Source organism: Streptomyces palmae, from assembly GCF_004684805.1.
GTDB lineage: Bacteria > Actinomycetota > Actinomycetes > Streptomycetales > Streptomycetaceae > Streptomyces > Streptomyces palmae.
In genome coordinates this window covers 1-21,563 of record NZ_SRID01000079.1, presented here as the reverse complement: position 1 = coordinate 21,563, position 21,563 = coordinate 1, and the positions used below count along the sequence as shown (strand labels likewise).

Here is a 21,563-nt window from a genome sequence, read left to right as displayed (position 1 = left end):
GGGCGTGCCACCGCAGGACGCGCACGCCCCCGGGGTCCGTACCGATCCCGCGGAGGCCGCCGCGTACGTGGCCGAGACCGGGGTGGACGCGCTGGCCGTGGCGGTCGGCAGCAGCCATGCGATGACCGACCGCACCGCCGCCCTGGACCACGGGTTGATCGCGCGGCTGCGGGAGGCGGTGCCGGTGCCGCTGGTGCTGCACGGCTCCTCCGGGGTGCCGGACGAGCAGATCCGGCGGGCCGTCGCCGCCGGCATGGTGAAGATCAATGTGGGCACCGCCCTGAACACCGCCTTCACCGGCGAGGTACGGGCCCACCTCGCGGAGCACGCCGCGGTGGTGGACCCCCGGAAGTACCTGCGGCCCGCCCGGGAGGCGATGGCGCGGACCGTGGCGCACTTCCTGAGCCTGCTGCACGCCCCGGCCTGAGGCCCCGCTCCTCGGCGCGGAACCGACGGTCGGTCCGGCGCCGGTCGCGTCCTGACCGGCCCGAAGGTCCACGCCCCGAGCCGATCAGCCGGGCCCGGGCGGCCCCGGTTCGGTCTCCGTTACTTCTTGAGCCAGACCTGGTCGAGGTTGACGTTGCACCGGTCGCCGGCCTCGCAGGACAGCTTGAGGGTGTTGGTGCCCTTGTTCAGCTGGACGGTGGAGTACGTGTACGTCCAGCCCTTCTCCCAGTCGCCCTTGGGCGCGTGCGCGAAGTTGTCCATGCGGATCTTGCGGTCGATGGCGTTGCTGTTGACCGTGAGGGTCAGCCCCTGGTCCTCGCCGGGCACGCCGTAGCTCACGTACATGTCGTACGAGCCGGTCTTCTCCACGTCCACGGTCCAGGTCGCGGACGCGCCCGGGGTGTTGATGCCCGCGACGTAGGTGCCGCCCTCGGACTTGGCTCCCTTGATGTCGGAGGCCGTGGTGGCGCCGCCGGCCAGGGCGAGCCCGGAGGCGTCCTGGGTCGGCAGCGGCGCGGGCTTGTCCGGCTTCTTGGTCGGGGTCCGGGGCTCGACCGAGGGCGCGGCGGTGGGCTGCTTGGTCGGCCCGGTCTGGTCCTGGTCCTTCTTGTCGCCCGAGTTGTTGTTGAGCACCGCGGCGCCGATGCCCACGATGACCACCGCGACCACGGCTATCGCGCCGATCAGCAGCCCCTTGGTGTTCGGGCCGCGACCGCCGCCGCGACCGCCGCGCGCCGGCGCGGGCTGGCGCGGGGCGCCCCCGGGCAGCGTCTCGGGGGCCGCGTAGTGGGCGTTCTGCTGGCCGTACCCGGGCTGACCGTAGCCGGGCTGGCCAGGGCCCGGCTGGGCGTAACCCGGCTGGCCCGCGTTGCCGTAGCCCTGCGGGGCCCGGCCAGGCTGCTGCTGGCCGCCGTAGGTGCGCTCGCCGACCGCCCGGACGTGGTTGTAAGAGGTGCGCGGCACGCCGGGCTGGTGCGGGGTGCCGGGGCCGGGGTAGCCGTAGCCCCCGGTGCGGGGCGCGTTCTGACCCGACTGGCCGGGCTGGTCCGCCTCCTGGCCTTCCTGTCGGTACAGGTAGCCGAAGGGGTCGTCGTTCTCGGGCGCGTCCGCGCCGTTGTTGCCGGCCGTCATCCCTCTCGTCACTCTCCAATGCCTATGGCCGTTGGCGCCGGGCGCCGCCGTCATGTGTGCACACGGCAGGACAGCTCATATCAAGGGCCGCGGTGCGGCCAACAGGGCCCGCGCTGTCCGGATGGCCAATATTCATGATCGATTCACCGCCGACAACACCGCCGACCCGGCGCAGCCTACCCCGATCGGGTGAGCCCACGCGGGCCGCGGCGGGTCATCCGGCTCGTCGGCCGGCCTTGGAGCGGGACCGCTTCTCGACGTACATCCGCTGATCGGCCGAGTGCAGCACCTCATCGGCGGACATGCCGCAAGCCGCCCATCCGATGCCGAAACTGGCCCCCACCCGGACGGCCCGTCCGTCCACCCGGATCGGCGGCAGGATCGCGTTCCGCAGCCGCACGGCCAGGTCCTGGGCGTCGGCCCGGCCCAGCCCGTCGGCGAGCACCACGAACTCGTCGCCGCCCAGCCGGGCCACCGTGTCGCCGTCCCGCACCCCGCCGGCGAGTCGGCGGGCCACCTCGATCAGCACCGCGTCACCGGTGTGGTGCCCGAAGCGGTCGTTGATCGACTTGAAGCCGTCCAGATCGCAGAAGAGCACCGCCAGGCCCTTGTGGCCGTCGTCCACCTCCTCGTTCGGCGCGACGGTGTGCACATGGTCGAAGAAGGGGCCGTCGGCGGGCGCCGGCCGGCCGGTGGCGAAGCCCTCCACGCCGTACCCCTCGACGTACTCCGGGCCGCCCGGCCGCCCGGTGCGGCCGGAGTTCGGCGGGTGGTCGCACAGCCGGGCGGAGAGCCGGGCGCGCAGCTCGGCGCTGTTGGGCAGGCCGGTCAGCGAGTCATGGCTGGCCCGGTGGGCGAGCTGGATCTCGTGGCGCTTGCGCTCCTCGATGTCCTCCACATGGGTGAGCAGGAAGCGCGGCCCGTCGGCCACGTCCGCGACCACCGAGTTGCGCAGCGACACCCATACGTAGCTGCCGTCCCGGCGCCCCAGCCGCAGTTCGGCCCGGCCGCCCTCGGCGGAGGTGCGCAGCAGGGTGCCGATGTCCTTGGGGTGCACCAGGTCGGAGAAGGAGTAGCGGCGCATCACCGAGGCGGGGCGGCCCAGCAGCCGGCACAGCGCGTCGTTGGCGCGCACCAGCCGCCCGTGCTGGTCGCCGCCCAGTTCGGCGATGGCCATGCCGCTGGGGGCGTATTCGAACGCTTGGCGGAAGCTTTCCTCGCTGGCGCGCAGGGCCTGCTGCTCGCGCTCCAGGCGGACCAGGGCGCGCTGCATGTTTGCGCGCAGCCGGGCGTTGCCGATCGCAATCGCGGCGTGGAAGGAGTACATCTGGAGCGCCTCGCGGCCCCAGGCTCCGGGGCGGCGTCCGTTGCGCGGCCGATCCACCGAGATCACCCCGATCAGCTCGCCGCCGGAGGCGCCGGCGGCGTACATCGGGGCGAACAGCCGGTCCATCGGGTGCCACTCGTCGGCGAAGCGCGGGGCGGGCCCGGCGGTGTGCCACTGCGGGACGTCGTCCTCGTCCAGCACCCACCCCTCGGTGTACGGGATGAAGCGCAGCTCGCCCCAGCGGTCCCCCATGGCCAGCCGGCGCTCCCAGGAGCTCCGCGAGCCCACCCGGCCCGCCATCAGCGCCTCGGCGCCGGCACTGCCCGCGACGGCCGCCACGACCAGGTCACCGTCCGGCCGGACGAGGTTGACGGCCGACAGTTCGTAGCCGAGGCCGGAGACTATGCCGTCCGCGACGGTCTGGAGGGTGTCGGCGAGGCTGCGCGCGGTGTTCAGCTCGGCGACCACCTGATGCAGCTCCCGCAGGGTCGCAAGGCGGATGTACGGCTCCGACTCGGTCTCCATCGCTGGCTCTCCCCCGAGACCTCGACAGCAACTCCTGGCTTCTTGTCGTCCGATTGCACCGCCACTGAATCACAGCGAGCTGTGCACCCGGTACACAGGGTCAGCAATTCCCCCCTGCTGTGATTCATGTCACATCGAGTATGCCTCTACTGGACAGCACTTGTGGGCATGCTTCGTTTTTTTCGAAAAGCAAATCGGAAGCAAGGTGCTCCGGTTCGTCCGGTGTGCCCGGAGACCGGGACCCCCGCGGACCTCCGTCCGGCGGACCACCGGGCACCCCTCGGCCCTCCGTCCGCCCTCTCGGTCGGCGGACCTACGCCCCGCCTGGTCCGGAGGCCCGATGCGGCGCCGGGGGCCGCCCGGTTAGCGTGCTGGGGTGTTGCAGCGAACGACTTCCCCGCCCCTGCCCGTCGATCTGCCCCATCCTGGTGGGGTGAGCGACGACGAGTTCCGCGCCGCCATGTCACGGCTGGCCGCCGGGGTGGTGCTGGTGACCGCGCACGACCCGGAGGACGCCCCCGGCGAGGACGTCGGCATGACGGCCACCGCGTTCGTCTCGGTCTCCCTGGACCCGCCCCTGGTGATGGTGAGCGTACGGACCGAGTCCCGGATGGACGACCTGCTGGCCCGCCAGCCCCTCTGGGCGGTCTCCGTCCTGTCCGAGCAGCAGCGGCAGATCGCCGGGCGGTTCGCCATGAAGGGGCGGATCAGCGACCGGCTGCTCTTCCAGGACCTGCCGCATCGCAGGGGCGAGGCCTCCGGCGCGCCCCTGGTCGACGGGGCGCTGGCGCAGCTGGAGTGCCGCACCGAGCAGCGGGTGACCGCCGGGGACCACACCCTGGTGGTGGGCCGGGTGCTGACCGCGGCGACGCCGAGTGTGGAGGGCGGCCCGCTCACCTATTTCCGCAGCCGCTACCGCGGGCTGGCCTGACGGCTTACGACCCGACGCGCCGACGGGGCGCCCCGCGTGATCGCGGGACGCCCCGTACGGGCCGATTCGCTCCGGGGCCGGCCGGCCCTTCCGCGCGAGAGGCGTGAGGATCAGCGGAGCAGGCCGAACGTCAGGCCGAACGGGATGCGGTGGTGCTCAAGGAGCTCCAGGATCTCGTCCCGGTCGCGGCGGTCCAGGCGGTCGAGATCCCGGTCGCGGCGGACCTCCTCGAAGCAGCCCTCCGCGTGGTGGTGGCGGACCACCCCGTCGCCGAACTCGTCGCGGTCGTGGATCGGGCGCGCCTCGAACTCCGTACGCGTACGCCCGAGGTCGTCACGGAACAGCTCGCCGCGGTCGTCGATCGGGCGCAGGCCCACCCTGTCCCCGTCGACGTACCGGTACACCACGTACTCGTCGTTCCGGTCGCGCACGGTCCGCTGGTGGACGCGGCCGTGGTCGCGGTCCTCACGGAACACGCAGACACGGACCACCTCGTCCCGGTGCCGCAGGGCATCGGAGCGCCGGCGGTCGTCCCGCCGCACCTGCTCCTCACGGAGCCCGGTCCGCCGGCTCTCGACCTTGCGGCCCTCGACCTTGCGGCCCTCGACCTTGCGGGGCGCGAGCCGCCGCTGCGCCTCGCGCCGCCGCTGCGCCTCGCGGGCCTCACGACGCTTGCGCTCCTCGCGGGCCTCGCGGCGCTTGCGCTCCTCGCGGGTCTCCTTGGTCCGCCTGCGGTCGTCACGGATCTGGTGCCGCCGCTTGTCCCCCTTGCGGACCTCCTTGCGCCGCCGGTCGTCACGGACCTCCTTGCGCCGCCGGTCGTCACGGGTGTCGTGCCGCCGCTCCCGGCAGGTGCAGGTGTCACGCCTGCCGTGGTCGCCGTTGCCGGTCACCGCCTTGCCGGGCAGTGGGGCCGCGGTGGCCATACCTGACACCGGGGCGGCCAGCGCCAACCCCAGCAGGCCGAGAGTCGCCAGCCCCCGGCGCATCGTCTGCAACATGCACGTCACCTCTTCATCGGGGTTGAATCCGTTATGTCCTAATTAACGGAAAATCAGCCGTGAGAAATGACCGCCTCGCGACACGCCTGGGAAATAGCTGGAATGCCGTAATCCGAAACCCGGGCACCCGGGCCGTACCGACCGCCCGGCGGCGGACCCTCGCGCGGCGCCGCGAGCCGTCCCCCCCGGGTCGAGGCGCGCCGGGCGCCGGCCCTCAGGCCCGGTGACGCCGACCCTCAGGTCCAGTGGCTCCGACCCTCAGACCCGGTGGCGCCGGCCCTCAGGTCCAGTCGCGGCCGCTGCGCCCGCGCTTGGTCTCGCCGCGCTGCTTCTTCTGCCGCAACCGGCGTTCGTTGATGCCCCGGGGAATCCGGGTGGGCCGGCGCGGCCTGGGCGGCGGCGCGGTCGCCTCGGCCAGCAGCGCGGCGAGCCGCACCATGGCGGCCTCCCGGTTGCGCCACTGGGAACGGTGCTCGGAGGCCCGTACCGACACCACCCCGTCGACCAGCCGGCCGGCCAGCCGCTCCAGCGCGCGCTCCTTCCACACCGGCGGCAGCGCGTCGGTGGCCGCCAGGTCGAAGCGCAGCTCCACCTGGCTGTCGCTGGTGTTGACGTGCTGGCCGCCGGGGCCCGAGGAGCGCGAGAAACGCCACATCAGCTCGGCCTCCGGCAGGGAGACCGAGCCGCGGATGGTGTACCTGCCGGGGAGGCTCCCCCCGGACCCTCGCGCAGAACCGGACATGACCCCCATGGTCCCCCCTCCAGGCCGCCCCGTCACCCTCATTTCCCCGGCGCCAGGGCACCTCGGCATCAGAGATTGGCAAAGAGAGTAAAGAGAGAAGGAACCTCTCACTCCCCCCTTCGCGTTGTGACGGGTGACGGTAGCTTCGTCCAAGGTACGAAGCCCGACGAAACGAACACGAAGGGGACTCCCCATGGCTGTAAGCCTGTCCAAGGGCGGCAACGTCTCGCTCACCAAGGAGGCGCCGGGCCTCACCGCCGTCACGGTCGGCCTCGGCTGGGACGTCCGCACCACCACCGGCACCGACTTCGACCTGGACGCCAGTGCCATCGCGGTCAACGGGACCGGCAAGGTCTACTCCGACGCGCACTTCGTCTTCTTCAACAACAAGGCCACCCCGGACCAGACCATCGTCCACTCCGGTGACAACCTCACCGGCCAGGGCGAGGGCGACGACGAGCAGATCAACGTCAACCTGGCCGGCCTGCCGGCGGACATCGAGAAGATCGTCTTCCCGGTCTCCATCTACGACGCCGAGTCCCGCAGCCAGAACTTCGGCCAGGTGCGGAACGCCTACATCCGCATCCTGAACCAGGCCGGCGGCGCCGAGATCGCCCGCTACGACCTGAGCGAGGACGCCGCCACCGAGACCGCCATGGTCTTCGGCGAGCTCTACCGCCACGGCGCCGAGTGGAAGTTCCGTGCCGTCGGCCAGGGCTACGCCTCCGGCCTCGTGGGCATCGCGACGGACTTCGGCGTCAACGTCTGAGGTTCCCCGAGCGGCTGACGGTCCCCGGGCCCGACGCCGTAGGTGCCCCTGGGGCACCGTCTCGCACGTAGGTCCCCCTGCCCCCGGCGGGGGACCTACGGCCCGCCCTCACGGCCGCCGCGAGGGCAGCGGCCTGAGCCCGGGCCAGCGGGTGAGCATGTTCGCCCGCACGGCGGTGGCCAGCCGCCCCAGCCCGGTCGGCTCGCCGCCCTCCCCCGCCGACCGGCCGACCACCTCCAGGCGGTGCGCGAGCCGCTGACGAGCCGTCGCCGTACCCCAGGACCAGTCCCGGCTCGGGATCTCGGCCAGGTGGTCCGCGGTTCCCCGGTGGGCCCGCTGGACCAGCGCGTCCCCACGCAGCAGCCAGCCGGCGCAGGCGTCGGCCATGTCGCCCTCGACCTCGGTGCCCGTCGCGGCGCGCCACGCCTCGTGGTACGCGGCCTCCGCGGCCTCGAGCCTCGGCTGGGGCACGGCGGTGGAACACCAGCAGGTGGGGAACCCGATCCGCAGGTAGGCCAGCTCCATCAGCCCGTTGCCCAGCGCCGCCTGTTCGAAGTCGATGAACCGGATGCCGCCGCTGGTGTGCATGTCGTTCCCCGGGCAGGGGTCACCGTGCAGCAGGGCCCGGCCCGCCGCCCGGCCCAGCCGCTCCACCAGTCCCTCCAGCTCCGCCTCCACCCCGGAGGGCACCGCCACCCCGAGCGCCTCGGCCAGCCCGAGGAAGGACGCGACATCGTCCAGGGTCGGGCCGGACCAGACCGGGAGGGCGCCCGCGTCGGCGTCGCGGCCGGCCGCGTGCAGCCGGGCCAGCGCCGCCGCGTAGTCGACCACCCAGTCCTCGCCGGGCCGCCGGTGCTCCAGGCGTTCCAGCACCAGCACCCGCTCGACCGGATCGGCCCCCAGGAGCCTGGGCGCCACCGGCGGATCCACCCGGGCCGCCAGCCCCAGCGCGGCGACCTCGCGGGCGTACCGGTCATCGGCCTCCGGCGCGTCCACGAGTCGCTTGACCACCACCGGCACACCGGCCAACTCGGCCCGCCAGACCCGTGACCGCGGACTGCTCTCCAGCCTCCGCACCCTGCGCGGCTGCCCCAACCGGGCCCGCAGCTCCTCCCCGAGGGGCAGCTTCGACGTCATGCGCCCCATCCTCACCCCCGCCCGGCCGTCGCGGGAGAGGGCCCGTCCGCCGACCGCCGCTCGGGCCCGCCCCGACTACCGTGGCCCCGTGCAGCAGGAGCCGAGTTTCCCGCCCCGCCCGCTCCGGGACGTCCGCGCCGTGTACGCGCGCCAGGCCGGCTGCCCGGCGGACTTCGCGGAGATCACGGTGGACTTCGAACCCGGGGAGCCCGGCGTGGCGTTCGAGGTGCACGCCGACCTCCGCACCCGCGACTTCCTCGCACCGGAGGAACTGACCGCGTACCAGCAGGCGGTCGCGCTCGGCATCCGGGAGGAGCTGACCGCGCTGGAGGCCGCACACCCGGTGGCGGTGGCCGCCGTGCTCCGCGCCCTCGGCATCCACGAGGTGGACTCCCACGCCGGGGCGTTCCGCCACGCCGGGCGACTGGCCGTCCGCCGCGCCCTCACCCTCGCCTACGGACCCCCGCCCAGGCCCAAACGGCGCCGCCCGCGGCTGGGACGGTGAACGGCGACCGGTCCGGTGCGGCCTCGGCCGTTCACCCCGCGGAGGCGGCCCCGGGTGGGCCACCGACCTCGACGGAACTCCACTCGGCCGAGCCGAAGGCTGTCGCCCTTCACCTCGCACGGGTACGCACGCGATGCGTCGGTGGAGCAGGCCGGCGCGGGCCCTCGCGGGACAGAGGGGGCTCCCCGCCTCCGTGGAGGGCGGGTTGGGGGGACTACCCCACCCTGTTCCGGGGGTTTGCCGTAGTGCGTCGGGGAGTTCGCCGCTCCTAGCGTGCGGCTATGTCAACTTCCCGACGAGTCAAGGCCTTCGCCGCGTGCGCCGCGATGCTCGCCGTCACCGCGACGACCACCGCCGGCGCCACCGCCGGCGCCACCGCCGCCGACTCCGCGGACCCGCTCGCCCGCTTCCACGGCCAGCACGTCGACTGGCACTCCTGCGCCCTCGGAGCCGACGACGAGCTCGGCCGGTCGCTGGACGCCGCCGGTGCCGACTGCGCCGACATCACCGTGCCGCTCGACTACGCCCACCCCGGCGGTCGCACCATCACCGTCGCCCTATCCCGGCTGAAGGCCACCGACACCGCCCATCGCGTCGGCCCGCTGCTGCTCAACGACGGGGGACCGGCCGGCCCCAGCCTCCATATGCCGCTGACCACGTCGAAGGTGATGGGAGACGTCGCCGGCCGCTACGACCTGATCGGCATGGACCCGCGGTTCGTCGGCCGGAGCACCCCGCTGGACTGCGGCTGGAACCTCGGATCGACCTTCCTGCGCTCCGCGGGCACCGACCGGGCGGGGTACCGCGAGGAGGTCGCCCTCGCGCGTGACCTGGCCGGGCAGTGCGAGCGCACCCAGGGCGACGTGCTGCCGTACGTCACCACCCGCAACACCGCCCGCGACATGGACGTCATCCGCGCCGCCCTCGGCGAGGACACCCTGTCCTACCTCGGCTACTCCTACGGCAGCTACCTCGGCCAGGTCTACACGGAGCTCTTCCCCGGCCGCACCGACCGCATGGTGCTCGACGGCGTCAGCTCCCCGAAGTACTACAGCCAGACGCTGCTGCACGGCGCCGAGGCGGCCAACGAGGAGGCCCTGCGCGCCTGGGCGTCCTGGGCCGCCGCACGGCACCGCACCTACGGACTGGGCGCCACCCGCGCCGAGGTCCTGGCGACGGTGGACCACATCCTCGACGCCGCCGCGCGCGAGCCGCTGCGGATCGGGAAGGCGTACCAGCTGGACGAGCACCTCCTCCCCGCCCTCCTGATCGGCGGCCTCGGCAGCGACCTCGACGGGCGGCGCGCCGACCTGGCCGCCACCGTCAGCCTCCTGGCGCGCGCCGCGGACCGGGAGCCGGTCGAGCCGTCCGAAGCGCTCGCCGGGCAGCTGGAGTTCCTGCTGACCGAAGCGGGCTCTGCCCCCGCCAGCCAGATGACCGCGATCATCTGCGGCGACGTGGCCGAGCGGCGCGGCGTGGCCAGCTACTGGCGTGCCGTCGAGGAGTCCCGCGAGCAGTCCCCCCTCACCGGACCGCTGGCCAACAACATCACCCCCTGCGAGTTCTGGGACCGGCCCGCCGAGGCGCCGACCGTGGTGGACAACGACGTCCCGGCCCTGCTCGTCTCCGCCACCCGCGACCCGCGCACCCTCTACGACGGCGCCCAGGCCGTGCACGAGCAGTGGCCGAGCTCCCGGCTGCTCACCGTGGAGGGCGCCCGCCAGCACGGCCTGTACGGCGAGTACGGCAACACCTGCGTCGACGAACGCGTCAACGCCTACCTGCGCACGGGTCGGCTCCCCGCACAGGACCCGAGCTGCGCGGCGTAGCCCTGGAGCCCATCCCGGCGAGGGCACGTCCCACCGAGGGCCCGCCCGGGCACACGCACCTCCCGGCAAGCGCCCGCCCCGGCGAAACCCCCCTCCCGGCAAGGGCAGGCGCGTCCCCCGATCAGCCGCCGTCGCCACGGAGCGACCGCACCAGGGCGGCGGCGGCCGGGTCGGACTCGGCCGCCTCGTCCAGGGCCGCCGTGAGGGTCTGCTCGTAGGTCGTGCGGGCCTCTTCGTGGCGGGTGCGGCCGGTCTCCTTGAGGACCGTGTAGGCGCCGCGCTTGTCGTCCGGGCACAGGTCGCGGAAGGTGAGGTCGGCCGCGTTGAGCCGCCCGACCAGCCGGGTCACCGAGCTCTGGTTGAGGCCGAGTCGGCCGGCCAGCTCCTGCATCCGCAGCTCCTTGCCGGGGGCCGCGGCCAGGTGCCCCAGAGCCCGGTACTCGGACAGCCCCAGACCGTGGTGGCGCTGGAGGGCGGCCCCCAGGCGGTTCTCCACCCGCGCGTACAGGGAGAGCACCCGGTTCCACATCTCCGCGTCGGCCGGGCCTGGTTGGGCGGTGGCTGCGGGCATGGGCCTCTCCTCGGTCGAGCGGCGCGGGACGGAGCGGGTCCGGCGCCGAATGCGGTTGACGCCAGCTTACTTGCATGTGCATGCTTCTCTCCAGCAAGTAGTTGCACGTACATGCAAACAGGGGGTTCCTTCATGGCCTGGATCTATCTGCTCATCGCGTCGGTCTTCGAGGTGGTCTTCGCCCTCGCCACCAATGCCACCCACGGCTTCACCGAACTCGGCCCGTCCCTGCTCACCGCCGCCGCGGCGGCGGGCGGGATCTTCTTCCTCAGCCTGGCGCTGCGCACCCTGGACGTGGGTGTCGGCTACACGGTGTGGACCGGGATCGGGTCCGTCGGCACGGTGGTGCTGGGCACCGTGATCTTCGACGAGGCGATCAACGGCTGGAAGGTGCTGGCCTTCGTCCTGATCATCGGCGGCGTCCTCGGCCTCAAGCTCGCGGACACCCTGGCCGCCCGGCAGGCACCGGACCAGCGGCCCCAGCCCCAGAACGGGCCGCCGAGCCGGCCGGCACCGGACCGCGACGCGCTCGCCGCCTGAGCGCACCCCGCCGACCACCCCACCCTTCGGAAAGGAACCTCTCCCATGGCCTGGGCCTTCCTCTCGATCGCCGTCGTCTTCGAGATCGCCTTCGCACTCGGCACCAACGCCACCCAGGGCTTCACCAGACTGTGGCCCTCCGTCTTCACCCTGATCGCCGCGGCCGGCGGCATCTTCACCCTCAGCCTGGCGCTGCGCACCCTGGACGTGGGCGTCGGGTACACCATCTGGACCGGCGTCGGGTCCATCGGCACGGTGGTGCTGGGTTCGGTGATCTACAAGGAGCGGATCACCCTGCCCAAGCTCCTCTCCTTTCTCGCGATCATCGCCGGAGTCATCACCCTGCGGGTCGCCGCCGGCTGACGGCGGGGACCGTACGGGCGCGGGCGCGGGTCCCGTACGACCGGCGCGGCCCGGGCCCAGCGCCTCCGACCGGGGCGCGGCCCCGCCGCCGGTGCGGGGCCGCCGGCGGTCAGCCGGCCCGCGCACCCCACCCGGACGGGCCTCGGGCGCCGGCCGCGTCGAACAGCGGCCCGGCGGCGATCGTGGCCCCCTCGGGGCGGATCAGGCCGGCCGCGGCGGTGGCCCGGGCGCGGGTCCCGGGCGCCAGGGCCGTCCCGAGCGCGGCCGACAGGGAGGCGAGGGTCGGCGTCGGGCCGTCGTGTGCCGCACCGATCCCCAACCCCTACGCCGCCGCGACCACCTCGAACTGCGTGGCGATCAGCTCGGCGGCGTACCCGGGGCAGGGATGACGGCGGAGGCGCCACCCGCGTCAGCTCGCGTGCCGAGGGGCCGACCGGCACCAGCCGCGCGCCGGTGCCGGCCGGCAGCCGCTCGAAGTCCTCGTCCGGAGGCGCGCACACCCGTACCTCGGCGCCGAATTCCCCTAAGGGCAGGGCGAGTCCGGCCAGCGGTCGGACGTCCCCGCGCGACCCGTACGTCGCCAACAGCACAGGCATTTCGTGATTCCCGTTTCCATGGATTCCTGCTTCGACGGGCGATTCTTCGGCATGTCCGGGGTCTTGCCGCAATGCCCCCCATGCGCTATACATTGAGTACGGAAAGGGGCGATCGATCTCCTTTCCTTTTCTTTTTTCCGGCCGCCCGGGGCTTCCTCCCCGCGTGACGGCGGCACACCCCCACCTCGCACCCAGCCGGGCCACGCACGGCCTGTCGGCGCGTCAGACCCGCGTGGGGGCTCGCGGACGACCTCGCCAGGACATCGGAATCTGTCCGAATAGCGGAATGCCGCGGTTTTCCGTTCACCTTCAAGTCCGGACCTTTGCTGGGCCGTTCGCCACATAGCGGACGGAATAGGAACCCCAGCGAACACCTGAAGGTCAAATTCTCGTTACCGATCTGTCGAAAGCCGTCAATTGATGTCACTCTCTGGTCGGCCCGCTCATGCGCCTCCCCGGCACGGGAGCAGGCCGCGTACCCGTACGCGTACCTCGGTACCGCCCGCACCCCATGCGGGACCGGCACCACGCGGACGACCGGCATCACTTGTGCACCACCGGACGGCCCCACCCAGGCCGTCCGCCCCCCACGGCCGCACCCGCGCGGCCCCGTGCAAGGAGACTGAGTGAGACCCAACGCTTCCTCCCCGCGCAAGAACGTCATCCGCGGCGCCGCCCTGGTCGCCTCCGCCGCGATGGTCGCGATCGGCGTGCAGACCGCGTCGGCCAGCGCCGACAGCCACGCGACCGGTGCCTCGGCCCTGCCGCTGAGCGCCAACGCCCGCGCCACCGCGATCAAGGCCGCGCAGGCCGACGCCCCGGCCGAGGCCACCGCCCTCGGGCTGGGCGCCAAGGAGAAGCTCGTCGTCCGGGACGTCATCAAGGACGCGGACGGCACGGTCCACACCCGTTACGAGCGCACCTACGACGGACTGCCGGTGCTCGGCGGCGACCTCGTGGTGCACGCCAAGAAGGACGGCAAGCGCAGCGTCACCAAGGCCGTCTCGGCGCGGATATCGGTGCCCAGCACCAGCGCCGAGCTGCCCGCCGCCACCGCCAAGAAGTCCGCGCTGAAGGCCGCCGCCGCGGCCAAGGACACCAAGACCGCCGGCGAGGCCCCGCGCAAGGTCGTCTGGGCCGCGGACGGCAAGCCGGTCCTGGCCTGGGAGACCGTGGTCAACGGTGTCCAGCCCGACGGCACGCCGAGCGAGCTGCACGTGGTCACCGACGCGGCCACCGGCAAGCAGCTGTTCACCGACGAGGCCATCGAGACCGGCACCGGCACCGGTGACTACAACGGCACCGTGCCGCTCACCACCACCCCGGGCACCAGCGGCTACGACCTCAAGGACGGGGCGCGCGGCGGCCACAAGACCTACGACCTGAACCAGGGGACCTCCGGCACCGGCACCCTGTTCAACGACGCCGACGACACGTGGGGCGGCGGGCGCCAGAGCGCCGCCGTGGACGCCCACTACGGCGCCGCCGTGACCTGGGACTTCTACAAGTCCGTCATGGGCCGCAACGGCATCAAGAACGACGGCGTGGGCTCCTACTCGCGCGTCCACTACGGCAGCAACTACGTCAACGCCTTCTGGTCCGACAGCTGCTTCTGCATGACCTACGGCGACGGCTACGGCAACGCCAACCCGCTCACCTCCCTGGACGTGGCGGCGCACGAGATGAGCCACGGCGTCACCGCCAACACCGCGGGTCTGCGCTACAGCGGCGAGTCCGGCGGCCTCAACGAGGCCACCTCGGACATCTTCGGCACCTCCGTCGAGTTCTACGCCAACAACTCGTCCGACGCGGGCGACTACCTCATCGGCGAGAAGATCGACATCAACGGCGACGGCACCCCGCTGCGCTACATGGACAAGCCCTCCAAGGACGGCGCGTCCGCGGACTACTGGTCCAAGAGCGTCGGCCGGCTGGACGTGCACTACTCGTCCGGTGTCGCCAACCACTTCTTCTACCTGCTGAGCGAGGGCAGCGGCGCCAAGACCATCAACGGCGTCAGCTACAACAGCCCGACCTACAGCGGGTCCACGGTCACCGGCATCGGCCGGGACAAGGCCGAGAAGATCTGGTACAAGGCGCTGACCACCTACATGACCTCGACCACCAGCTACTCCGGTGCGCGGACCGCGACGCTGAGCGCGGCGTCCGACCTGTACGGCGCGTCCAGCGCCGAGTACCAGGCCGTCGCGGCGGCCTGGACCGGCGTCAACGTCAAGTGACCGAGCGCTGAGCGCCAGGGTCGCGGGCGGCACGCGTCCGCGGCCCCGAGCCTCGGCCCACCGGCCGGGAACGGGCCGCACGGGGGATCCCCCGTGCGGCCCGTTCTGCTCTTCCGGAGCCGCCGCTTAGGCTGCCTCCATGACACAACAGGTACGCGGCGTGGTGGCTCCCGGCAAGGGCGAGCCGGTCAGGATCGAGACGATCGTCATCCCGGACCCGGGACCCGGTGAGGCGGTGGTGAAGATCCAGGCGTGCGGCGTCTGCCACACCGACCTGCACTACCGCGAGGGCGGCATCAACGACGAGTTCCCCTTCCTGCTCGGGCACGAGGCCGCCGGCATCGTGGAGTCGGTGGGCGACGGGGTCACCGAGGTGGCGCCCGGGGACTTCGTGATCCTCAACTGGCGCGCGGTGTGCGGGCAGTGCCGGGCCTGCCGGCGGGGCCGCCCCTGGTACTGCTTCGCCACCCACAACGCCACCCAGCCGATGACGCTGACCGACGGCACCCCCCTCTCCCCCGCCCTGGGCATCGGCGCCTTCGCGGAGAAGACCCTGGTCGCGGCCGGGCAGTGCACCAAGGTGGACCCGGCCGCCTCGCCCGCCGCGGCCGGCCTGCTGGGCTGCGGGGTGATGGCGGGCATCGGTGCCGCCATCAACACCGGGAACGTCGGCCGGGGTGACTCGGTGGCGGTCATCGGCTGCGGCGGCGTGGGCAGCGCGGCCATCGCCGGATCCCGGCTGGCCGGCGCGGCGAAGATCATCGCGGTGGACCTGGACGAGCGGAAGCTGGAGTGGGCCCGGAAGCTGGGCGCCACCCACACCGTCAACGGCAAGGACACCGATGTGGTGGCCGCGATCCAGGAGCTGACCGGCGGGCACGGCGCGGACGTGGTCATCGAGGCCGTCGGCCGCCCGGAGACCTACCGGCAGGCGTTCTACGCCCGCGACCTGGCCGGCACCGTGGTGCTGGTCGGCGTACCCACCCCGGAGATGAAGCTGGAGCTGCCGCTCCTGGACGTGTTCGGCCGCGGCGGCGCCCTGAAGTCCTCCTGGTACGGCGACTGCCTGCCGTCCCGCGACTTCCCCCTGCTGATCGACCTCTACCAGCAGGGACGGCTGGACCTGGACGCCTTCGTCAGCGAGACGATCGAGCTGGACGGCGTGGAGGCCGCGTTCGACCGCATGCAGCGCGGCGAGGTCCTGCGGTCCGTGGTGACGCTGGACTGACGTCGGCGCCTACGGGCGTCTGCCGGGAGGCGGGGGCGTGTCGGCGTAGGACGTGCGGGCCTGCCGGGCTCCGGGCCGGGGTCCGGGGTGGCCCAGGCCCGGACGCGGCGGGTCGGGCTCGCACGGCCGACGGGGCGGGCCTGCCCCGTCTCGGCCCTCGGGCCGAGACGGGGGCGGTCGGCACGCCGCGAGATGGAGGCGAGTTCGCCTACCGGCCGCCCCGCGCCACTGAACGGTCTGGGGCGGGTGCCTCCGGCGAGTTCCGGGCCGGCGGGCTCGCGCGGCCCCTCGCGGGGGTCGGCCATGGGACCATCGATTACGTGATCGACCTCGGCTACTCCCTGTCCCGGCGCTTCCCGGACCCCCCGCAGACCGACTACGGCAGGGCGGATGTGCGCGCCCTGCGGCATGACCTGTTCTGCGGGGACGTCTATCTCGCCGACACCCAGAAGGACCAGGAGTTGTCCACAGCCTGGGGATGGGTGCCGGTGCTCGACTTCGCCTGGGCGCTGTGCGACATCGTGGAGCGGCTGGACCGCGACCCGCAGGGCAGCCGCTCCGCGCGCCGGCAGCAGGCGGAGCTGGACTTCACCGAGTCCGCCGACCGGATGCTCTTCGAGCGCCGCTTCGGCTGGGTGGACGTCACCGCGGACTGGGTGCCGCTGGAGGAGCCCCCGCTGACCTTCAACCACGCCGCGCTGCGCCGCGAGGCCCGCGACTTCCTGCACGACCTGGTCGCCGACCTCACCGACATGCACGAGGGCCTGGGCGACAACCCGATCATCTGGGACCTGCTCTCCCGCTTCCCCCGCGTGTGAGTCACGGGAGCCGCCGCATCGACCCCCCGGGGTGCCCGGCCGCTCAGCGGACCAGGGGGGCGGCGCGGGACACGAAATCCTCGATGGCCTCTCTGGCCCTGGTGTCCCGGGTGTCCCGGTCCGCCTGGTCCCGGGCGTTGGACACATCCCAGGTGCGGCGGTAGGCCCGCTCTGCCGCGAGGACCACCTCTGGGTCGTCGGTGAGCAGTTTCACCTGGTAGAGCGCTTGCCGGGCGGCTGTCCTGAGCCGGTGCGCCTCATCGCGGGCACTGAGGAACGCCGCTCCTTCCAGGTCCTCCAGCCTGCGGTACCAGCGGTCCGCCTGGCCGTGGCGGTACCCCTCCAGCGCGGCGGCGAACGCACCGTACACGGCTATGCGCTCCTGCCGGAGCGCCTCGGACCGCGCGAACAGCTCCCCGCGCCGGGAGGCGAGGCGCTGGAAGACGTGGGTGACGGTGGAGCCCAGCAGGGTGCCCAGCACGGCTACGGCGGTTGTCCAGATCGCTGCCATGGCAGCAGCCGACCACAGGCGGGCGCTCGGGCGCCGGTGATCGGGGGATCGGGGGCGAGCGGCGATACGGACGCGGACGCTGGCGCGGTGGGCATCGGCGGTCGCAGGGGGCCGGTGGCGATACGGACACGGTGGCGCGGGCGCGGCGGCGGCCGGGGAGGCCGGTGGAATCGGGCTATGTGGGCTCCACGCGTACGCCGAGGTGTGCGGCGAAGACCGGGGCCAGTTCCAGGAGTTGGTCCGGGGTGATGAGCGCGCCGGCCAGGGCGTCCACCCCGCGGGCGATGTCCACCCGGGCCGCCTCGCGCAGATCCGCCCCGGACATCCGGGCCCCGCTGAAGTCCGCGCCGCGCAGCTCACACCCGGGGAAGGCGACGCGCTCCAGGTGGGCCCCGCCGAAGTCCGGCTCGACCAGTACGCAGTCCTCGAAGACCACATCCCGCAGCGCCGCCGACCGCAGATTGAGGTAGTCGAGCTTCCCGCCGCGCACCAGCACCCGCTCCAGGCGCGCCCCGTGCAGCTGGATCCCGCCCAGCCTGGCGTCCCGCAGCTCCACGTCGCGCAGGGTGGCCCCGGACAGGTCGGCGCCCACCCCCCGCACCTCCACCAGCACCGAGTCGATGAAACGGGCCCGGCTCAGCCCCGCCTCGTCCAGGCCGGCGCGGCGCAGCGCGCAGTCCAGGAAGCGGGCGCCCGGCCCGTGCTGCCCGCCCAGGTCGAGGTCGGCGAACTCCAGCCCGTCGTAGTCGCCCTCCGGTTCGAGCCCGGGCCCGTCGAAGGCCCGCAGCGGCGGCAGCACCACCTCCGGCCGCCGCACCGCCTCCCTCCCACGCCCCGCCGACCGGCCGCCCCGACCACCGTGCCGCGCCGCCATGGGGCACCACCCTCCGCTTCCCGCTCGCCACCAGCTGCCGCAGACCATCGTGACGTACACCACTGACAGCCGCCCGATGTCACATCCGGGCCGCGCCGGACCGTCGTATCGGTGCCCCTCCCGACCACGGGCGGGTGAGGAGAGCAGCACACGAGAGGTCGGACCATGCGGAAGCACATCACCGTGATCGGCGGCGGCTTCGCCGGACTCACCGCGGCCATCTCCGCCGCCGAGGCGGGCACCCAGGTGACCTTGTACGAGGCCCACCACACCCTGGGCGGCCGGGCGCGCACCGCCGCCGGGGCCTACGGCACCAACGAGGGCCCGCACGCGCTCTACCAGGGCGGCCCGCACTGGCCCTGGCTGAAGAGCCGGAACCTGATCGGCCCGCTGGCCCCGCTCCCCTTCCGGGAGGGCACCCGCTTCCGCTTCTACCGGGACGGCGCCCTGCGCAAGGTGCCGCCGATGGCCCTGCTGCGGCTGGCGCGCCACAAGGACGCGCCGGTGGACGCCTCCTTCGCCGACTGGGCGACGTCCAGGGTCGGCGAGGCGGGGATGCGGGCCGCCGCCAACTACCTCGCGGTCAACCTGTTCCACCACGACGCCGGCCTGCTGTCCGCCGCCTTCGTCCAGGAGCGGCTGCGGCGCAATGTGAAGCTGCGGCCCGAGGCCCGCTATGTGCGCGGCGGCTGGGGCCGGTTCGTCGAGCGGATGGCCATGTACGCCCGCGCCCTGGACGTGCGGATCGAGACCGCCAGCCGGATCGACTCCCTGGACCAGCTGCCGTCCGGCCACGGCCCGGTGATCGTGGCGACCTCGCCGGCCGCCGCCCGCAGACTGCTCGACGACCCCTCGCTGGTCTGGCCAAGCGGGCGCACGGTGCTGGTGGACCTGGCGTTGGAGCACCGGCGGGCCGAGCCGTTCGTGATCGCCGGGCTGGACGTGCCCGCCTGGCTGGAGCGCTTCACCGCGCAGGACCGCACCCTGGCGCCGGCGGGCGAGGAGCTGATCCAGGCCCAGCTCCCGGTGGGGCCCGGGGAGGGCAAGGCGGACGGAGTGGCGCGCGCCGAGCGGATCCTGGACGCCGGGTTCCCCGGCTGGCGGGAGCGTACGGTCTTCCGCCGCACGGCGATGGCGGACGGCCGGACCGGGGCGCTGGACCTGCCCGGCACCACCTGGCGGGACCGCCCGGCGGTGCGGCGCGGGGACGGGGTGTATCTGGCGGGCGACGCGGTGGCCGCGCCCGGGATCCTCAGCGAGGTGTCGTTCAACAGCGCGCTGGAGGCGGTCACCCTGGCCCTGGGCGGGCTGGCCCGGGCCTCCCTGGCTCGGACCGTACGGGCGGGAGGAACCGGCCAATGATCATCGGACCGTTGACTTGAACCACGGTTCAAGTATGAGGATCGGGCGCATGACATCGCGCGCCCGGGCGGCCACTCCGGAGTTCGGCGGGTCCGTGCGAGGGCGCGCGGTCCTGTCCGTACACCCGCACCGCGGCGCGTGGTCCGCCCATGCGCCGCACCGCCCCTCGAACGCCGCCAAGGAGAACCCCATGCACGCCATCCGTCTGCACGCCTTCGGACCCGCCGAGAACCTGGTCTACGAGCGGGTCGAGGACCCCGAGCCGGCCGCGGGCCAGGTCAGGATCGCGGTGGCCGCCTGTGGGGTGCACCTGCTGGACACCGCGCTGCGGCAGGGCGAGAGCAGCACCCTCCACGGCGCGCCGGAGCTTCCCACCATCCCCGGCCGCGAGGTGGCCGGCACCGTGGAGGCGCTCGGCGAGGGGGTGGACCCGCGCTGGCTGGGTCGCCGGGTGGTGGCCCACCTGGGCATGGTCCCCGGGGGCTACGCGGAGAAGGCCGTGACCTCGGTGGACCGCCTGCACGAACTCCCCGAGGGGGTCCGTGAGGACCAGGCCGTCGCGATGATCGGCACCGGCCGCACCACCCTGGCCGTACTGCACTTCTCCGACCTCACCGCGGAGGACGTGGTGGTGGTCACCGCCGCCGCGGGCGGCATCGGCAACCTGCTGGTCCAGCACGCCAAGAACCTGGGCGCCACCGTGCTCGCGCTGGCCGGCGGACCGGCCAAGGTGCGGCGCTCGCTGGAGCTCGGCGCCGACCACGCCTTCGACTACACCGCCGACGACTGGGCCGACCAGGCCCGTACCGCACTCGGCGGCAACCGGGCCACCGTGGTCTTCGACTCGGTGGGCGGCGCCCCGGCCCGGGACGCGGTCGGCCTGCTCGCTCCCGGCGGGCGGCACCTGGTCTACGGCTGGTCCGCCGGCGGGCCCCTGGAGTTCAGCGAGCAGGAGCTGGCCGAACGCGGCATCGTCTCCAAGACCATCCTCGGCAGCCCCGAGTGGCGCGAGCTGCTCCTCGGCTCCCCCACCGGCCCGCGCGACCTGGAGGAGGCCGCACTGTCCGCCCTGGCCGCCGGCCGCCTCGTCCCCGCCGTCCACAGCTTCCCCCTCGCCGAGGCCGCCGCGGCCCACCGCGCGCTGGAGAACCGGGGGACGATGGGGAAGGTGGTGCTGGTTCCCTAGCGGCGCATGGGGCGCGGGCCGGATCCGTCCCGGGCGCCCTGCGCCCCGGACCAACCGGACCCCGGTCGGAGGGGCGCCTGGGTCGGCGGTACGTCGGGGTCGGCGGTACGTCGGGGTCAGCGGTACGCCTGGGTCAGCGGTACGCCTGGGTCGGCGGTACGCCTGGGTCGGCGGTACGCCCGGGCTGTCGGGAGGTCCGGATGGGCGGGACGCACAGGCCGAGGGGACGCCCGGTCGGCAGCGCGCTCGGGGTCTGCCGGCCGCCCCGTTCAGCGGACCAGGGCTTCGGCCTCCGCGTTCGGGGGGAGCAGTGGGGCGAGCAGTTCCGGGGCCGCGGGGTAGGGCCGCTCCGCCGGCAACAGCCGGGTGGCGGCGGGCAGGTCGCCGGCGCGTACCAGGGCGTGGATCTCCCGGGCCAGCCCGGTGACGTCGGTGATGCCGACCGTCCACTCGTCGGCGTACCGCCGGGACGCCTCGCCGGAGAGGCCGAGTTGGAGCGAGCGGTGCGGAAGCGGCTGGAGCCGCAGGTCCCGCTCGGGGTCCCACTGGACGCGGGCCGGGGACCGCTTGAGCCGCCGCTTCCAGTCGGCGGGGTCGGCGTGGGTGCCGGGCTCGTAGTGCGAGAGGCAGGCGTGCCGCAGCGCCCACTCGAAGCCCTCGCGGGTGATCTCGACGGCCAGGACGGTCTCCTGGTCCTGCTTGGCACCCCAGCCGCAGCGGTACATCATCCACAGGAACGAGGGCTTGATCCAGGTCATCCGCTCCCGCTTCCAGGCAGCCGGAAACCGGCCGTCGCGCGCGGCAGGCAGGCCGATCCCCGGTGCGTAGGCCTGGTAGACGGTGATGGTGCTCGCGGTGTGCACCGCGCGGATCTGGTGCTTGGGTTCTGCCACCCGCCCAGGGTGCGGGGTACGGGGCTGTCCCTTATAC

21 protein-coding genes are annotated in these 21,563 nt (G+C 73.5%); 12 read left to right on the top strand and 9 right to left on the bottom strand.

Annotated features, from left to right (window positions below; genetic code table 11):
* Positions 1–427 (top strand): class II fructose-bisphosphate aldolase (locus E4099_RS11485; RefSeq protein WP_209446592.1); only part of this gene is annotated, 427 nt, incomplete at its 5' end.
* A 119-nt stretch (positions 428–546) separates the two neighbouring features.
* On the opposite strand, the gene E4099_RS11480 is transcribed toward E4099_RS11485, so the two are convergent.
* Both E4099_RS11480 and cdgB read right to left on the bottom strand, forming a co-directional pair.
* Positions 547–1,578, bottom strand: coding sequence for a carbohydrate-binding protein (locus E4099_RS11480; protein WP_135338898.1), 1,032 nt, complete (start codon positions 1,576–1,578; stop codon positions 547–549).
* Between the two features lie 214 nt (positions 1,579–1,792).
* Positions 1,793–3,430, bottom strand: coding sequence for a diguanylate cyclase CdgB (gene cdgB, locus E4099_RS11475; protein WP_135338897.1), 1,638 nt, complete (start codon positions 3,428–3,430; stop codon positions 1,793–1,795).
* A 376-nt stretch (positions 3,431–3,806) separates the two neighbouring features.
* On the opposite strand from cdgB, the gene E4099_RS11470 reads away from it, so the two are divergent.
* Positions 3,807–4,361 (top strand): flavin reductase family protein, encoded by a 555-nt coding sequence (locus E4099_RS11470; protein WP_280923498.1) that lies wholly within the window; start codon positions 3,807–3,809, stop codon positions 4,359–4,361.
* A 110-nt stretch (positions 4,362–4,471) separates the two neighbouring features.
* Here the strand turns inward: E4099_RS11470 and E4099_RS11465 are convergent, their stop codons facing one another.
* On the bottom strand, positions 4,472–5,362 hold the full coding sequence (locus E4099_RS11465; RefSeq protein ID WP_135338896.1) for a hypothetical protein: 891 nt from the start codon (positions 5,360–5,362) through the stop codon (positions 4,472–4,474).
* A gap of 280 nt (positions 5,363–5,642) precedes the next feature.
* The gene (arfB, locus tag E4099_RS11460; RefSeq protein ID WP_135338895.1) at positions 5,643–6,104 is read right to left on the bottom strand and encodes an alternative ribosome rescue aminoacyl-tRNA hydrolase ArfB; all 462 of its coding nucleotides are present in this window, start codon (positions 6,102–6,104) and stop codon (positions 5,643–5,645) included.
* 193 nt (positions 6,105–6,297) lie between these two features.
* Between arfB and E4099_RS11455 the strand changes: the two genes are divergently transcribed.
* Positions 6,298–6,873, top strand: a complete 576-nt coding sequence (locus E4099_RS11455) for a TerD family protein (protein WP_135338894.1) — start codon at positions 6,298–6,300, stop codon at positions 6,871–6,873.
* A gap of 108 nt (positions 6,874–6,981) precedes the next feature.
* On the opposite strand, the gene E4099_RS11450 is transcribed toward E4099_RS11455, so the two are convergent.
* Complete coding sequence (locus E4099_RS11450) at positions 6,982–8,010, bottom strand: phosphotransferase family protein (RefSeq protein ID WP_135338893.1); 1,029 nt, start codon at positions 8,008–8,010, stop codon at positions 6,982–6,984.
* Between the two features lie 88 nt (positions 8,011–8,098).
* Here E4099_RS11450 and E4099_RS11445 point away from each other — a divergent pair, with 88 nt between their 5' ends.
* Complete coding sequence (locus E4099_RS11445) at positions 8,099–8,515, top strand: hypothetical protein (protein ID WP_245244776.1); 417 nt, start codon at positions 8,099–8,101, stop codon at positions 8,513–8,515.
* A gap of 281 nt (positions 8,516–8,796) precedes the next feature.
* Positions 8,797–10,344 carry an alpha/beta hydrolase gene (locus E4099_RS11440; protein ID WP_135338891.1) on the top strand — a complete coding sequence of 516 codons (1,548 nt, stop codon included), beginning with the start codon at positions 8,797–8,799 and terminating at the stop codon, positions 10,342–10,344.
* A gap of 121 nt (positions 10,345–10,465) precedes the next feature.
* Here E4099_RS11440 and E4099_RS11435 read toward each other — a convergent pair whose 3' ends face one another.
* Positions 10,466–10,915 (bottom strand): MarR family winged helix-turn-helix transcriptional regulator, encoded by a 450-nt coding sequence (locus E4099_RS11435; protein ID WP_135338890.1) that lies wholly within the window; start codon positions 10,913–10,915, stop codon positions 10,466–10,468.
* Between the two features lie 132 nt (positions 10,916–11,047).
* Between E4099_RS11435 and E4099_RS11430 the strand changes: the two genes are divergently transcribed.
* From E4099_RS11430 to E4099_RS11400, 5 genes are all read left to right on the top strand, one after another.
* Complete coding sequence (locus tag E4099_RS11430; RefSeq protein WP_135338889.1) at positions 11,048–11,455, top strand: DMT family transporter; 408 nt, start codon at positions 11,048–11,050, stop codon at positions 11,453–11,455.
* Between the two features lie 45 nt (positions 11,456–11,500).
* Complete coding sequence (locus tag E4099_RS11425; RefSeq protein WP_135338888.1) at positions 11,501–11,818, top strand: DMT family transporter; 318 nt, start codon at positions 11,501–11,503, stop codon at positions 11,816–11,818.
* 1,222 nt (positions 11,819–13,040) lie between these two features.
* Positions 13,041–14,654 (top strand): M4 family metallopeptidase, encoded by a 1,614-nt coding sequence (locus E4099_RS11410; protein WP_135338887.1) that lies wholly within the window; start codon positions 13,041–13,043, stop codon positions 14,652–14,654.
* A 139-nt stretch (positions 14,655–14,793) separates the two neighbouring features.
* Positions 14,794–15,882 carry an S-(hydroxymethyl)mycothiol dehydrogenase gene (locus E4099_RS11405; RefSeq protein ID WP_135338886.1) on the top strand — a complete coding sequence of 363 codons (1,089 nt, stop codon included), beginning with the start codon at positions 14,794–14,796 and terminating at the stop codon, positions 15,880–15,882.
* A gap of 320 nt (positions 15,883–16,202) precedes the next feature.
* On the top strand, positions 16,203–16,700 hold the full coding sequence (locus E4099_RS11400) for a hypothetical protein (protein WP_135338885.1): 498 nt from the start codon (positions 16,203–16,205) through the stop codon (positions 16,698–16,700).
* 43 nt (positions 16,701–16,743) lie between these two features.
* Here the strand turns inward: E4099_RS11400 and E4099_RS11395 are convergent, their stop codons facing one another.
* Positions 16,744–17,211, bottom strand: coding sequence for a hypothetical protein (locus E4099_RS11395; RefSeq protein ID WP_135338884.1), 468 nt, complete (start codon positions 17,209–17,211; stop codon positions 16,744–16,746).
* 175 nt (positions 17,212–17,386) lie between these two features.
* Positions 17,387–18,085: a pentapeptide repeat-containing protein gene (locus E4099_RS11390; protein ID WP_135338883.1), complete on the bottom strand. Its 699-nt coding sequence runs from the start codon at positions 18,083–18,085 to the stop codon at positions 17,387–17,389.
* Between the two features lie 165 nt (positions 18,086–18,250).
* Between E4099_RS11390 and E4099_RS11385 the strand changes: the two genes are divergently transcribed.
* Complete coding sequence (locus E4099_RS11385; protein ID WP_135338882.1) at positions 18,251–19,447, top strand: FAD-dependent oxidoreductase; 1,197 nt, start codon at positions 18,251–18,253, stop codon at positions 19,445–19,447.
* 190 nt (positions 19,448–19,637) lie between these two features.
* A complete protein-coding gene (locus E4099_RS11380) occupies positions 19,638–20,633 on the top strand; it encodes a zinc-binding dehydrogenase (RefSeq protein WP_135338881.1) in 996 nt (331 codons plus the stop codon).
* A 269-nt stretch (positions 20,634–20,902) separates the two neighbouring features.
* Here E4099_RS11380 and E4099_RS11375 read toward each other — a convergent pair whose 3' ends face one another.
* Positions 20,903–21,526 (bottom strand): DUF4291 domain-containing protein, encoded by a 624-nt coding sequence (locus E4099_RS11375; RefSeq protein WP_135338880.1) that lies wholly within the window; start codon positions 21,524–21,526, stop codon positions 20,903–20,905.
* Positions 21,527–21,563 lie beyond the last annotated feature (37 nt).

What these genes read in the sequence shown, in the direction of transcription:
- E4099_RS11480 (WP_135338898.1), bottom strand. Translation starts at nt 1,578, where the DNA reads ATGACGGCCGGCAACAACGGCGCGGACGCGCCCGAGAACGACGACCCC.
- cdgB (WP_135338897.1), bottom strand. Translation starts at nt 3,430, where the DNA reads ATGGAGACCGAGTCGGAGCCGTACATCCGCCTTGCGACCCTGCGGGAG.
- E4099_RS11465 (WP_135338896.1), bottom strand. Translation starts at nt 5,362, where the DNA reads ATGTTGCAGACGATGCGCCGGGGGCTGGCGACTCTCGGCCTGCTGGGG.
- arfB (WP_135338895.1), bottom strand. Translation starts at nt 6,104, where the DNA reads ATGTCCGGTTCTGCGCGAGGGTCCGGGGGGAGCCTCCCCGGCAGGTAC.
- E4099_RS11455 (WP_135338894.1), top strand. Translation starts at nt 6,298, where the DNA reads ATGGCTGTAAGCCTGTCCAAGGGCGGCAACGTCTCGCTCACCAAGGAG.
- E4099_RS11450 (WP_135338893.1), bottom strand. Translation starts at nt 8,010, where the DNA reads ATGACGTCGAAGCTGCCCCTCGGGGAGGAGCTGCGGGCCCGGTTGGGG.
- E4099_RS11440 (WP_135338891.1), top strand. Translation starts at nt 8,797, where the DNA reads ATGTCAACTTCCCGACGAGTCAAGGCCTTCGCCGCGTGCGCCGCGATG.
- E4099_RS11435 (WP_135338890.1), bottom strand. Translation starts at nt 10,915, where the DNA reads ATGCCCGCAGCCACCGCCCAACCAGGCCCGGCCGACGCGGAGATGTGG.
- E4099_RS11430 (WP_135338889.1), top strand. Translation starts at nt 11,048, where the DNA reads ATGGCCTGGATCTATCTGCTCATCGCGTCGGTCTTCGAGGTGGTCTTC.
- E4099_RS11425 (WP_135338888.1), top strand. Translation starts at nt 11,501, where the DNA reads ATGGCCTGGGCCTTCCTCTCGATCGCCGTCGTCTTCGAGATCGCCTTC.
- E4099_RS11405 (WP_135338886.1), top strand. Translation starts at nt 14,794, where the DNA reads ATGACACAACAGGTACGCGGCGTGGTGGCTCCCGGCAAGGGCGAGCCG.
- E4099_RS11395 (WP_135338884.1), bottom strand. Translation starts at nt 17,211, where the DNA reads ATGGCAGCGATCTGGACAACCGCCGTAGCCGTGCTGGGCACCCTGCTG.
- E4099_RS11390 (WP_135338883.1), bottom strand. Translation starts at nt 18,085, where the DNA reads ATGGCGGCGCGGCACGGTGGTCGGGGCGGCCGGTCGGCGGGGCGTGGG.
- E4099_RS11385 (WP_135338882.1), top strand. Translation starts at nt 18,251, where the DNA reads ATGCGGAAGCACATCACCGTGATCGGCGGCGGCTTCGCCGGACTCACC.
- E4099_RS11380 (WP_135338881.1), top strand. Translation starts at nt 19,638, where the DNA reads ATGCACGCCATCCGTCTGCACGCCTTCGGACCCGCCGAGAACCTGGTC.